Origin of the sequence: Paenibacillus sp. FSL M7-0896, from assembly GCF_037975415.1 — a bacterium.
GTDB classification, from domain to species: domain Bacteria; phylum Bacillota; class Bacilli; order Paenibacillales; family Paenibacillaceae; genus Paenibacillus_AQ; species Paenibacillus_AQ silagei.
In genome coordinates this window covers 7355360-7368981 of record NZ_CP150250.1, presented here as the reverse complement: position 1 = coordinate 7368981, position 13622 = coordinate 7355360, and the positions used below count along the sequence as shown (strand labels likewise).

The window sequence follows — 13622 nt, the reverse complement described above, 5'->3', positions numbered from 1 at the left end:
TCCATCAGTTGATAGGATATAAAAAAAAGAGCATGGATTTCTATACATCAGAAACCCATGCTCTTCTGCAATCCTTATTCGAGGCTGTCGTCTTCGTTCACGGCATCCGCTTCAGGCTGGCTAGCTTCAATATCGCCGTCGCCTTCCACAGGAGCTCCTTGAATGTCTTCGCCATCCTCATGCTCAGACAGCTCTTCATCCTCTTTGTCCGCTCTGCACAGTGTAGCTACAGCATCATCCTCACGGATATTAATCAGCTTAACGCCCTGCGCATAACGGCCCATGGTGGATATTCCGTCCATGCTGGTACGGATCAGGGTACCGCTGGTCGTAATAATCATCAGATCCTCGTCCTGCTTGACGACCTTCAGCCCGACAACCGGCCCGTTCTTATCCGTAAGGTTAATGGTCTTGATGCCTTTACCGCCGCGGGTCTGGGACCGGTAGTCAGCAGCAGGTGTCCGCTTACCATAGCCCTTGGTGGTTACGATCAGCACCTCAAGCTCCTGGTCTACGCAGTCCATGCCAATAACATGGTCATTGGAATCAAGCGTGATTCCCTTAACCCCGGTAGCGCTGCGGCCCATGGAACGCACATCATTCTCCGAGAAGGTAATCGACATTCCGCGTGCAGTACCGATAATCAGATTCTGCTCACCGTCTGTCAGCTTCACCTCAATCAGTGAATCCTCCTCACGGAGATTGATTGCAATCAAACCACCCTTACGGATGTTGTTGTAATCTTCCAGAGGCGTCTTCTTCACAATTCCCTCGCGGGTCGCGAAGAACAGGTACTTGTCACTGTCCGCTTCCTCTACCTGGATGACCGCGCTGATCTTCTCGCCCTGCTCAATTTGAATCAGGTTGATAATCGGCGTTCCCCGGGCAGTCCGTCCAAGCTCCGGAATCTCATAAGCCTTAATCCGGTACACCTTACCCTTATCAGTGAAGAACATCAGGTAGTTATGGGAGTTACTCACGAAGAGATGCTCCACAAAGTCCTGGTCCTTGGTGTCCATCCCGATGACACCGCGTCCGCCGCGCTTCTGGCTGCGGTAGGTGTTGACCGGAAGACGTTTGATGTAACCGGTGTGGGTAATCGTGATAACAACCTCTTCACGCGGAATCAGATCCTCGTCAAGGATGCTTTCTTCCCCAACCGTAATTTCTGTACGGCGGTCATCGGAGTACTTATCCCGGATCTCCTGCAGCTCATTGCTGATAATATCCAGCACAAGATGCTCATTGGCCAGAATCTCACGGTATTCGGCAATTTTGGCCAAAAGCTCGTTATATTCGTTCTCGATCTTCTCGCGTTCCAGACCGGTCAGGCGCTGCATCCGCATATCGAGGATCGCCTGGGCCTGCTCTACGCTTAGACTGAAAGTCTCCATCAGACCTTCCCGGGCAATATCGGTAGTGCGTGAGGCGCGGATCAGGGCAATGACCTCATCCAGATGGTCCAGGGCAATACGCAGACCTTCCAGAATATGCGCCCGTGCTTCCGCCTTCTTAAGGTCGAAGATCGTCCGGCGGCGGATGACTTCGATCTGATGCTGCAGATAGTGATACAGCACATCGCGCAGATTCAGAATCTTGGGTTCATTGTTGACAATAGCCAGCATGTTGATCCCGAAGGTGGACTGCATAGAAGTATGCTTGTAGAGATTGTTGAGTACCACACTCGGATTCACATCCCGTCTCATTTCAACCACTACGCGCATTCCGTTACGGTCAGACTCATCACGCAGATCTGTTATGCCCTCGATGCGCTTCTCACGCACCAGCTCCGCAATCTTCTCCACGAGCCGGGCTTTGTTGACCTGGTAAGGAAGCTCATGCACAATAATCCGGGCCTTGCCGTTATTCTCTTCAATGACCGCTTTGGCACGCATGGTAACCGATCCGCGTCCAGTGCGGTAGGCCTGACGGATGCCTTCACGGCCCAGAATATATCCGGCCGTCGGGAAATCCGGGCCTTGAATATATTCCATAAGCTCCATAGGCGTAATATCAGGATTCTTAATCATCGCCTGCACACCGTCAATAACCTCACCGAGGTTATGTGGAGGAATGTTGGTTGCCATCCCCACCGCAATCCCGCCTACACCATTGACCAGCAGATTGGGATAACGCGCCGGCAAGACTACAGGCTCGTTCTCTTCACCGTCATAGTTGGGCGCGAAGTCAACGGTCTCCTTGTTCAGGTCACGGAGCATTTCTCCGGCAATTTTGGACAAACGTGCTTCTGTATAACGCATTGCAGCCGCCATGTCTCCGTCTATGGAACCGAAGTTACCATGACCGTCTACAAGCATATAGCGCATGGAGAAGTCCTGTGCCATACGTACCATTGTTTCATAGACTGCAGAGTCACCGTGCGGGTGATACTTACCGATAACCTCACCGACGATTCTCGCTGACTTCTTATGTGGCTTATCCGAGGACATACCAAGTTCCGACATCGCAAACAAAATGCGTCGGTGAACAGGCTTAAGTCCATCCCGCACATCCGGCAAAGCCCGGCTTACAATGATGCTCATTGCGTAATCCATAAAGGATTCGCGCATTTCCACGCCAATGTCCCGATCTTTGACTTGCGGGTTATTTTGTTCAGCCATGAGTTGGTGGACCTCCTTCAGTTAAAAACCGCTACCCTATATTATATTACTTTCACAAAACCAGCACAATTAAACATGATAGCCTGTTATCGTCTATATTGATTTTCTTTTAGTACGGATAAGGGTATACGCCCTCTCCGCTGCTGTCTTCAGTACATAGACTGTAGAGACAAGAGAATTGGCTTCATGCCCATGTTTTCGTCCCAAAAAGCATAATCTCATATCCTTATATTATAACATTATTTTGCTTTCTTGTCCTGAAAATTCGCTATGCGTAAAGAAACGGAGGCAGAACATGAAGATTCAACGCGTGTCCAGCAAATGGGCAAAAACGAAAGTCATTCTGCAAAACCGTCAGCTCTCGGTCTATATTCCGGAAACGCGCAAATACGGCCTGGAGGATCTGAAAGAAATGCTGCATCTGCATGGCACGGTATATATAAAGCCCGACCGCGGCACCTATGGCAGCGGAGTGATGAGAGCCGAGCAGAGGGTTGTACACTTAAGTCCCAGCGGGCAGCAGCCGGAGAACCGTGAACCGGAGACAGCAGCTGCAGGCATTGAAGCAGAAGTACCGGCAGAGCCGAAGCTGATGTATATTCTAAGGTATGCGAAGGACGCCGAGGTCTTTAATAGCCCTGAAGAGCTTCATGCCGCACTGGTGCCCCGGATTAAAGACCGCAGCTATCTGGTCCAGCAGGGCATTGATCTGCTGCAGCATCAGGAGCGCCCCTTCGACCTGCGGGTGCTTACCCAAAAGAATCCCCAGGGCAGCTGGGAGACTACAGGCATGCTTGGCCGGGTCGCCGCACCGCAGAAGGTGATCACGAATTATCACAGCGGGGGCAGTGTTTTTCCGGTAGGTGCCCTGTTCAAGGAGCATATGACCTCTGACGAAATGTCTGCAACTACCCAGCAGCTCAAATCGCTGGGCGTCCGAATCGGCGCGCAGCTCGAAACGGCTTATCCAGGCCTTAAGGAGCTGGGGCTTGATGTCGCCATAGACCAGCATCACGATCTATGGCTGCTTGAAGTAAACACCTTACCCTCCATCATTGTCTTCAAATTGTTCCCGAACAAAGCAATTTACCGCAAAATCCACCGTTACGCTGTGGCCTATGGACGGTTGAAGCCTAACCGGAAGTCCGTGACCAGCCGCCGCAAGCGAATATCGAACTTATAGCTCTATGTATTCAAACGGCAGACTATATACCCTCTGTATTACTAAAAAACCTCCGGCTTCATCCGCAAGGGATAATCCGGAGGTTCGCTATGTGCGGCTTAAATATCCAGGTTCTTAACCGATTGCGCATGCTCCTGAATGAATTCACGGCGCGGTTCGACATTGTCACCCATCAGGGTATCAAAGATGCTGTCCGCCAGCATGGCATCCTCAATGGTCACCTGCAGCATGGTACGGCTCTCAGGGTCCATCGTCGTGTCCCACAGCTGAGCGGCGTTCATCTCACCCAGACCTTTGTAGCGCTGAACATTAACCTTCACGTTCTCACCGAAGGCAGCAATGATCTCATCGCGCTCCTTCTCGGTCTGTGCATAGCGCACAACCTTGTTGCGCTCGATCTTGAAGAGCGGCGGCTGGGCGATATAGATATACCCTGCGTCAACAATCTTCCGCATGTAGCGGTAGAAGAAGGTCAGCAGTAGTGTTCGGATATGGGCGCCGTCGACGTCCGCATCCGTCATAATGACAACCTTGTGGTAACGCGCCTTCGAGAGGTCGAAATCATCGCTAATCCCGGTTCCGAGTGCGGTGATAATCGCCCGGATTTCCGCATTGGACAAGATCCGGTCCAGCCGGGCCTTCTCGACGTTCAGAATCTTACCGCGCAGCGGCAGGATCGCCTGAAAATGACGGTCCCGGCCTTGCTTGGCTGATCCACCCGCCGAGTCACCTTCGACGATGTACAGCTCACTGATCGACGCATCCTTGGAGGAGCAGTCCGCCAGCTTACCCGGCAGGGCGCTGACTTCAAGCGCACTTTTGCGGCGGGTCAGCTCACGGGCCTTTTTGGCCGCTTCACGGGCACGGGAAGCCTGCAATGACTTCTCCAGCACCTTGCGTGAGACGGCAGGATTCTCTTCCAGGAACTCCTGCAGCTTCTCGCCGAACAGTGATTCTACAATCCCGCGGACTTCACTGTTGCCGAGCTTGGTCTTGGTTTGGCCTTCGAACTGCGGCTCAGGGATTTTGACGGAAATAATCGCCGTCAGACCTTCACGGACATCATCACCGGTCAGATTCTGGCTGCTATCCTTGATCACACCGGCCTTGCGTGCGTAATCATTAATGATCCGCGTCAAAGCGCTCTTGAAGCCGGATTCATGCGTTCCGCCCTCGTGGGTATTGATATTGTTGGCGAATGAATAGATATTCTCTGTATATGAATCGTTATATTGGAGAGCTACTTCAACCGCGATCATATCCCGTGAGCCTTCCACGTAGATCGGATCCTCATGAAGAGCTTCTTTTTTCTCGTTAAGGTATTTCACATACTCCACAATACCGCCTTCATACTTGAACGTATTGTTGACTCCGGTCCGTTCATCCAGCAGTGACAGCTCAATGCCCTTGTTCAGGAAGGCCAGCTCTCGGATACGGGTAAGGAGCGTGGAGTATTCAAAAGTAGTGGTTTCGGTAAAAATATCCGGGTCCGGGTGGAAGGTGGTGGTGGTCCCCGTCTCCTCTGTATCCCCGATCACTCTGATGTCATATTGCGGCACGCCGCGGTTGTACTCCTGCTGATAGACATGCCCGTCACGCTTGACGGTCACTACTACCTTCTCGGACAAAGCGTTAACCACAGAGATCCCCACGCCGTGAAGACCGCCGGACACCTTGTAGCCCCCGCCGCCGAACTTACCGCCTGCATGCAGGACAGTCATGACCACTTCAAGCGTGGACTTCTTCAGCTTGACGTTCTCACCGACAGGAATTCCCCGCCCGTTGTCAATAACAGTCACACTGTTATTCTCAGTAATTATGACTTGAATCCGGTCGCAAAAACCTGCCAGCGCCTCATCGATACTATTATCGACAACTTCCCAGACCAAATGATGCAGACCTTTTGAGCTGGTGGAGCCAATGTACATGCCGGGACGTTTCCGAACTGCTTCCAGCCCTTCCAGTACCTGAATCTGGCTCTCATCATATGTCGGTTGATTCATTGACATGCCTTCACCTACTTCTTTCAGATTATCTCTTGTAACTTACGAAACCTATATTTCTAACAAGATCTTGGCTCTTTTTTTGAGAGTGGAGGAGGAGATCGGGGAGTAGTAGACAGTATTCCTGGTCACGACAATAGACTTCGCTTCCTCTTCACCAATGCGTTCCAGCTTCTTATCCTGCTGGGAATGAGTCATAAACTGCTTCGATACCTTGGAGGACTTCTCAATCGATATATCAAATATAGCAATCAGCTCTGAGGATCGAATAATTTTTTCTCCGCCCAAATGAATATACATGGTCTTCCTCCGCTCTTTATAACCCCACTTTGCCGCCATGAACATGATACAGGATTGCACCCTTTAGTTTATCAGCGTTCAGTCCCTCAACACCGGTGGCAGTGATGAAGGTCTGCACCTTGCTCTGAAAGGTTTCGATAAGCTGGGTCTGACGATAGGGATCAAGTTCGGACAAAACATCATCAAGAAGCAGCACAGGGTATTCTCCGATCTCCTCATGGATCAGTTCAATTTCCGCCAGCTTGAGCGATAAAGCTGCCGTACGTTGCTGCCCTTGGGAACCGTAGACCTGAGCTTCTCTTCCGTTGATAAAAAAGGACAGGTCATCCCGATGGGGACCCGTCAGCGTCATGCCGCGCCTGATTTCCTGATCTCTTGTTTGTGATAACTTTAACATAAATTTGTCCAATAAGACAGCTTCATCTTCCTCTTCACGCTCACCAAAGGAGGGGACATAGAGCAGCTTGAGCTCTTCTCCGCCGTTTGTGATGCCCCGGTGGATGCTTTCTGCCCATATCTGCAGCTTCTTTATGAATTGTTTCCTTTTTTTGACGATTTTAACACCATGTTCTACAAGTTGGGCATCCCAGATATCCAGAAGCTCCCGGCCGCCAGCCTCCTTGCCCCATAACTGCTTCAGCAAATTGCCCCGCTGGAGGAGGATTTTCTGGTACTGCTGCAGATGAAACAGGTAGCTCGGCTGAACCTGGCCAATCTCCATGTCAAGGAACCGGCGCCGGATGCCCGGGGTGCCTTTAACAATCTCCAGATCCTCCGGAGCAAACATTACAACGTTCAGCGAGCCTACGAATTCACTGAGCCGCCGTTGCTCCAGTCCGTTAATTCTGGCCTTCTTGCCCTGCGGGGACAGGGTCAGCTCCAGCTTAAGATCCCCGTATTTGCGCTCTACTTCAGCAACAATCTGTGCGGAGCCCGCCGGGGCATCGAAGGAGATCAGCTCCTTGTCCTTGGAGGTCCGGTGGCTTTTTGTCATCGCAAGGACAAACAAAGCCTCCATGAGATTGGTTTTGCCCTGAGCGTTCTGTCCGAGAATGAGATTCACATCGCCCAGATGCTCAAGACGCAGCAGCCCATAGTTGCGGTAATCCTGCAGTCCGATATTTTTGACAAACAAGAGCCTGTTCCTCCTTAGGGTTACTCCTCCTTGACGCCGCCGCCCTCAACTTCAAAGACGCCGTTATCCTGTACCTCGATTGTATCACCCGGGTAGAGCTTCCGGCCACGCCGTTCTTCCACCTCACCGTTCACCTGCACATGCCCTTCCTGCAGCAGTGCCTTAGCCATCCCCCCTGTGGATACACAATCGGAGAGCTTCAGGAACTGGTCGAGCTTAATATATCCACTGTGGATAACTATTTTTTTCATGTTTTTGATCCTCTCAGCCACTTATCCACATGTTCATGAACAGGGCGTTAATTAGTTGTCCGGTACGGCAGAATCACATACAGGCTGCGGCTCTCATCGAGCGGTCTGAGAATAATCGGGCTCATCATGCCGGTGAAGGCGATCACGAGCTGCTCACTCTCCACCACCTTTAGCACATCGAGCATATATTTGGAGTTGAAGGAGATACGCAGCGGCTCGCCTTTGAAATCGATAACTTCCAGCTCTTCACGGACCTTCCCCAGTTCGGAGGAGCTGGAAGAGATCTCTACATCACCGTTTTCCAGGGTCTGCATCCGGACGATGTTCGTTTTCTCTTCGCGGGACAGCAAATAAGCACGGTCAATCGATTCGCTTAATTTTTTTGTGTCCAAAGTTAGTTCTGTTTTGTAGGTGGTTGGAATAATTCTAGAAGTATCCGGATAAATGCCATCCAGAATCCGCGAATAGAACAGCACTTTGTCGATTTTGAACAGCACCTGGTTATCGGCGACGACAATATCCACCAGCATATTCTGATCAGGGATAATTTTGCTCAGCTCGTTCAGCGTTTTGCCAGCAATGACAATATTCGCGAACTGGATATTCTCTGTGCCTTCCAGGTGTGCAGCTCTGGTTGCGAGCCGGTGGCGGTCGGTAGCCGTGAACTTGAATTCATTGTCGGCCAGATTCCACAGAATGCCTGTCAGGATCGGTGTGGTCTCTTGGGTGGAGATGGAGAAGGCAGTCTGCTTGATCATATTCTTCAGCAAATCACCGGGCATGGAGATGGTTTCATTCTCTTCAATGCTTGGCAGAACAGGGAATTCTTCAGGATCGAGGCCCACAATCTGAATCTCCGTAGAGCCGGAGGAGATGTAGGTCTGGAAGCCTTCCTTGACTTCCATGTGAATTTCTTTGGAGGGAAGCTTCTTGATAATCTCTACGAAAAATTTGGCGGGAAGCACTACGCTGCCCGGCTGCTCTACCTTGACGATCGTCTGGCTGTCATTCTCGGCAGGGATGAAGGACTGAATGGAAATATCCGTATCACTTGCAGTCAGTGTAACGCCCTGATGGCTAACCTCAAACTTAATACCGGTCAGAATAGGGATAGTTGTTCTGCTGGAGATTGCCTTGGAGACATGGCCGATGGATTCGTTAAGCTCGTTTTTGAGAATGCTGATTTTCATGATTTCACTCCTAGCTGAAAAATTGGGAAATGGGTGTACGTAAATGCTCTTTGAAACCTGCTCTTAGAAGATGAATTATTATAGTTATTTAATAGTATTAGTAGTAGGGGCTCCGTTTATGTGGATAAGTGGCTAAACAGCATAAAATTAAGCCTACCCACATGTGTATAGATTGTGTATAGGCTCTTTGTTCCTCTTAGGAAGGATTTTTAATTTTCTCCGAAAGATTATTTACCACTTTATAGAGCTCCTGGTCCACCTTTAATTGCTGCGTAATCTTCTCATGGGCATGGATAACGGTCGTATGATCGCGTCCTCCGAAGGCCTCGCCGATCTTAGGAAGCGAATAATCCGTCAGCTCGCGGGAGAGATACATGGCAATCTGCCTTGGAAAAGCCACAGCCTTCGTGCGTTTCCGCGCTTTGAAGTCCTCCATGCGCAAATTGTAGTATTCACCGACTTTTTGCTGAATATCATTAATGGTGATCATCTTCGGACGGCTCGAAGGGATGATATCCTTCAGCGCTTCGGCTGCCAGATGTGTCGTCACATCCTGGTTCGTCAGGGAAGAATAAGCCACTACACGGATCAGCGCGCCTTCAAGCTCCCGGATATTCGTGTCGATCTGGTTGGCAATGTACATCATGGCTTCGTTCGGGATATCCAGGTTCTCCGCCTTGGCCTTCTTGCGTAGAATGGCAATTCGCGTCTCAAGATCGGGGGGCTGGATATCTGTGATCAGTCCCCATTCGAACCGGGAACGCAGCCGTTCTTCCAGAGTAGGAATTTCCTTGGGAGGCCGGTCGCTAGAGATGATAATTTGCTTGCGTTCTTCGTGAAGAGCATTGAACGTATGGAAAAATTCCTCCTGCGTGGACTCCTTGCCGGCCAGGAATTGGATGTCGTCAATCAGCAAAATGTCAACATTGCGGTACTTGTTGCGGAAGCTTTCGCCGCGGTTATCACGGATGGAGTTGATGAATTCATTCGTGAATTTCTCGGAGGAGATGTAAATCACCTTGTTGTTGGGGTTATGCTCCAGCACATAATGGCCGATCGCATGCATAAGGTGAGTCTTTCCGAGACCTACGCCTCCATACAGAAACAGAGGGTTATAGGCTTTGGCCGGCGCTTCGGCTACAGCAAGGGAGGCTGCATGCGCAAAACGGTTGCCTGAGCCGATCACGAATGTGTCGAAGGTGTATTTGGGATTGAGCAAATGTGTCTGTGCCTCTTCGCGCGAAACAACGGGAGTGGGCGCACTTTGCTGAACCACAGGCTCAGAGGGCTTGTTCTCCTCAATGACAAATTTGACTTCCACTTGCTGTCCGGTAACTTCATATACCGTTGCTCCTACCAGTTTGGTATAGCGACTTTCCAGCCATTCTACGGCAAAGGTTGTAGGCGCCGAGATGATAAGAGCCTGGGAATTGAATGTCATGGCCTTGGTGGCCTTGAACCAGGTATCGAAGCTCGGCTTGCTTAGTTTGGTTTGAATAATCGATAATATTTGCTGCCATAATTCGGAAGTATGGCTGTCCACAGACTGTCACTCCTTTAAATCTTCCAAATGTGGCATCAGCCATGAAGTGGAAATGTCGAAGAAAATGGGTTGGCGATTAATCTTATCCCCAGTATGCAACTTCAAGAGACAAAAAAATATGGATAGATTTGAATTGTTCACAACTTTATCCACAGCTTGTTGATAATTTATTGAACAAACAAATCTATTCACATTCAAAAGTAATACTATCATAGCAAAACGCCCCTTATTTTTCAATGAGCGACGCCATTTTATCCACAAATTCAATCACTTGTGTATAATTTTTAGGCACACCACTACATATTGTTGATAATTTGTTTACCGTTCGACAATTTCCGCGACTGCGGCAATTTTTTTATACACAGGTTGTGCTCACCTGTGAGCAAAATCCGCCCGGAATTAATCACAGGTGGATAACTGGACAAGCCTGTGGATTATTATTTTGGATGTATTCCTTTGTGGATAAGCGGTTAGGGTTAGGATTAGTGAAGAAGCGGGACACGCTGGGGATAAGATTCCGGATTCCGGCTGGTCCCAAAAAACGGGGGCAAAAGTGGAGCAGCCGGAAAAAGAGGGAGAAAGAGACATGGTTGACTTTTGGCGCATTAATGTGTTTAAATATATAAAGGTGTTTTCTGTGAGGATATGTCTCCAAATTAAATTGATAATACTTGTAGATACTGTCCCTACTTTAAGGACGGCTTAGTCCGTTTCTGCTTATATGACAGTAATTATGTTCCTGTAAGGGAGGTGCAATACATGAGACCGACGTTCAGACCAAATGTGAGTAAACGCAAAAAGGTGCATGGTTTCCGCAAAAGAATGAGCACGAAAAACGGCCGCAAAGTGCTGGCAGCCCGCCGCTTGAAAGGCAGAAAAGTTTTGAGTGCGTAAGATAGGCCACTTTGGGACCACTGCTGTGGTCCTTTTTTACGCTTTATTTGCAGAATGCATCAGCTGTTTTTATTTCTCTTCTATATATAGCGCAGAATGGGATGATGCTCAGTGAGCAGAAACCCACGCATTACTTCTGCTGCTGCAACAATAAACGATAGGCTCTGCAGGGGATGTTAACGCTACTGCGGGGCTTTTTTTTAAGATATAAGAATTCAATTTCACTAGATTGTAGCTTCCACAAGCTGTCTATGTTTGTTGGCAGGGGATCTCCAGGGCCGGCGCAGTAACTGTTTATGGTCTCCCTTGAATGACAATACTAATTAGAAGATGAAATTCCGGAGCCTGGAGCAATTCCGGTATTTGAATAGGAGATTTCCGTGCACAAAAGTTTACGATTACGAAACCGTGCCGACTTCAGCCGCGTATACCGCCATGGGAAGTCATTTGCGAATCATCAGTATGTGGTGTATTGGTTCCCCAGAAGAGAAGTGGAACGATTCCGGGTGGGCATATCCGTCAGCAAGAAGGTCGGGAATGCCGTAGTCCGCAACCGGATGAGAAGGCTGGTCAAGGAGATTGTCCGTCACCACGAGGCGGAAATTGCCGGCAATCTGGATATCGTTTTCATTGTCCGAAAAGGAGCGCTCTCCAAGGATTACGCCGAACTGGAGAAAAGCGTGCTGCATGTGCTGCGCAAAGCCAAGCTGCTCAAGGCTTTACGCAAGTAAAAGAGCCTGAAGAGGGCTTGTTTATTTGTATCCATAATTATGTTATGATTTACGGTGCAATGGAATGTTTATGAGAGGGGTTTTGAAGTGTCTCTAATGAAGACTAAGCGAGGAAAAATGTTTCTTCTCCTCGGGTTAATGGTTCTAATGATTGCTGTTCTGTCGGGATGCTCTCCGTCTGCGACAACAGTGACGCACACTACGGAGGATTTGAAAAATGGAGGCTTCTGGCAGAGTAATGTTGTGTATTATTTCGCCATTGCCCTGGATACTTTTGCGAAATGGTTCAATGGCCAGTATGGCCTAGCCGTTCTTGTAATGGTTATCATTGTCCGCACGCTGATTCTTCCGCTTACGATTAAGCAGGTGAAGAGCTCACGTGCCATGCAGGCAATTCAGCCGGAACTTGAGAAGATTAAGAAAAAATATAAAGATGAGCCCGAAAAGGTACAGCAGGAGACAATGCGCCTGTTCCAGGAGAACAAGGTCAATCCGATGGCGGGCTGTCTGCCGCTGATCGTGCAAATGCCAATCTTCATTGCCCTATACAACTCGATCTACTACAATCCGGATCTTAGATTACATGACTTCCTGTGGCTGCAGCTCGGCAAACCCGATCACCTGTTCATCCTGCCGCTCCTTGCCGCTGCTACGACATTTATCCAGACCCGTATGATGACCAAAATGAACCCGGTACAACAGCAGGGTCCAATGCAGTTCATGATGATGGTATATCCCGTTCTGATCTTCATCATGTCCTACAACTTCCCGTCTGCACTTCCGCTGTACTGGTTCTATAGCAATCTGTACACCATCATTCAGAACTACTTCTTGTACCGCAACAATGATAAGCACAAAGCAGCACTTGCCGCTGCCAGCGCTACGGTGAGTGCAGGCAACAGCAAGGCTAAGGATGTTAACCTGACGAAGAGCAAGAACAGCAACTCTAACGCCCGCAAAGATGTAACTCCTGCTGCTAAAGGAAACGGAAGCAATGGGAAGAAGGGGGTCAAAAAGTCAAAATGAGCAAAGTCGTCGCGACAGGGAAAACCATTGAAGAAGCTGTAGAACGGGGACTTAATCAGCTTGGAGTTCACAAGGACCGGGTAACGGTCAACGTACTTGAACAGCCGTCAAAAGGATTCCTTGGATTGATCGGTGCGAAGGGGGCCAAGGTGGAATTGACCTTGATCCCGGAAGCCGCACCGGCATCAGCGGCGAGTGCTCCGCTACTGTCTCAGCAGACAACAAGAGAGAGCAATACAGAGGCGATCAGCGGTGTACCGCGCCAGGATTCCGGACACCCGGTAGAAGAAGCATACGGTCAGGCCGTTCATTTCATTGTAGATGTCGCCAAGAGCATGGGGCTTGAGGTGGAAGTTGAAATCGTTCATGCCAAGGAATCAACTGTTCTGCAAATTTCCGGTCCGGAGCTTGGGCTGCTGATTGGCAGAAGAGGACAAACTCTCGATGCTTTGCAGTATTTGGCTAATATTGTGGCCAACCGGTATTCTGACAGCTTCATCCGGCTCGTGCTGGATGCGGAGAACTTCCGGGAGCGCCGCAAGAAGACACTGGAGGAGCTGGCTGACCGTCTGGCCGGGCGTGTGGTGAGGACCCGCAAAGAGGTGGTCCTTGAGCCCATGTCCCCGCAGGAACGCAAGATCATCCATTCCAGATTACAGGATCACAAGCAGGTGAACACCCTCAGCAAGGGTGAAGAGCCGAACCGCCGCGTCGTTATAACTTTGAAGTAGAACCATATGCCGCA

12 protein-coding genes are annotated in these 13622 nt (G+C 49.7%); 5 read left to right on the top strand and 7 right to left on the bottom strand.

Features of this window, described 5'->3' with window-relative positions; all coding sequences use genetic code 11:
- Positions 1-74: 74 nt before the first annotated feature.
- On the bottom strand, positions 75-2621 hold the full coding sequence (gene gyrA / locus MKY12_RS32035; protein ID WP_339312196.1) for a DNA gyrase subunit A: 2547 nt from the start codon (positions 2619-2621) through the stop codon (positions 75-77).
- Positions 2622-2916: 295 nt separating this feature from the next.
- Here gyrA and MKY12_RS32030 point away from each other — a divergent pair, with 295 nt between their 5' ends.
- Positions 2917-3804: a YheC/YheD family protein gene (locus MKY12_RS32030; protein WP_339312194.1), complete on the top strand. Its 888-nt coding sequence runs from the start codon at positions 2917-2919 to the stop codon at positions 3802-3804.
- A gap of 98 nt (positions 3805-3902) precedes the next feature.
- Here the strand turns inward: MKY12_RS32030 and gyrB are convergent, their stop codons facing one another.
- From gyrB to dnaA, 6 genes are all read right to left on the bottom strand, one after another.
- Positions 3903-5813, bottom strand: coding sequence for a DNA topoisomerase (ATP-hydrolyzing) subunit B (gene gyrB / locus MKY12_RS32025; protein ID WP_209879303.1), 1911 nt, complete (start codon positions 5811-5813; stop codon positions 3903-3905).
- A 45-nt stretch (positions 5814-5858) separates the two neighbouring features.
- Positions 5859-6107 carry an extracellular matrix/biofilm biosynthesis regulator RemA family protein gene (locus MKY12_RS32020; protein WP_036728071.1) on the bottom strand — a complete coding sequence of 83 codons (249 nt, stop codon included), beginning with the start codon at positions 6105-6107 and terminating at the stop codon, positions 5859-5861.
- Positions 6108-6123: 16 nt separating this feature from the next.
- Complete coding sequence (recF, locus tag MKY12_RS32015) at positions 6124-7242, bottom strand: DNA replication/repair protein RecF (protein ID WP_036728069.1); 1119 nt, start codon at positions 7240-7242, stop codon at positions 6124-6126.
- Between the two features lie 20 nt (positions 7243-7262).
- Entirely contained in the window at positions 7263-7493 is a 231-nt protein-coding gene (gene yaaA / locus MKY12_RS32010) for a S4 domain-containing protein YaaA (protein WP_036699885.1), read from the bottom strand.
- A 47-nt stretch (positions 7494-7540) separates the two neighbouring features.
- Positions 7541-8683, bottom strand: coding sequence for a DNA polymerase III subunit beta (gene dnaN / locus MKY12_RS32005; protein WP_036728067.1), 1143 nt, complete (start codon positions 8681-8683; stop codon positions 7541-7543).
- 196 nt (positions 8684-8879) lie between these two features.
- Positions 8880-10226 carry a chromosomal replication initiator protein DnaA gene (gene dnaA, locus MKY12_RS32000; RefSeq protein WP_036699882.1) on the bottom strand — a complete coding sequence of 449 codons (1347 nt, stop codon included), beginning with the start codon at positions 10224-10226 and terminating at the stop codon, positions 8880-8882.
- A 759-nt stretch (positions 10227-10985) separates the two neighbouring features.
- On the opposite strand from dnaA, the gene rpmH reads away from it, so the two are divergent.
- The 4 genes from rpmH (at position 10986) to jag (ending at position 13608) form a co-directional block, all read left to right on the top strand.
- Complete coding sequence (gene rpmH, locus MKY12_RS31995; protein WP_039295761.1) at positions 10986-11120, top strand: 50S ribosomal protein L34; 135 nt, start codon at positions 10986-10988, stop codon at positions 11118-11120.
- 380 nt (positions 11121-11500) lie between these two features.
- Positions 11501-11851 (top strand): ribonuclease P protein component, encoded by a 351-nt coding sequence (rnpA, locus tag MKY12_RS31990; protein WP_036699878.1) that lies wholly within the window; start codon positions 11501-11503, stop codon positions 11849-11851.
- 87 nt (positions 11852-11938) lie between these two features.
- Positions 11939-12877, top strand: a complete 939-nt coding sequence (locus tag MKY12_RS31985) for a YidC/Oxa1 family membrane protein insertase (RefSeq protein WP_209879294.1) — start codon at positions 11939-11941, stop codon at positions 12875-12877.
- Positions 12874-13608 (top strand): RNA-binding cell elongation regulator Jag/EloR, encoded by a 735-nt coding sequence (jag, locus tag MKY12_RS31980; protein ID WP_036699874.1) that lies wholly within the window; start codon positions 12874-12876, stop codon positions 13606-13608. The genes MKY12_RS31985 and jag overlap by 4 nt, the downstream gene beginning before the upstream one ends.
- Positions 13609-13622 lie beyond the last annotated feature (14 nt).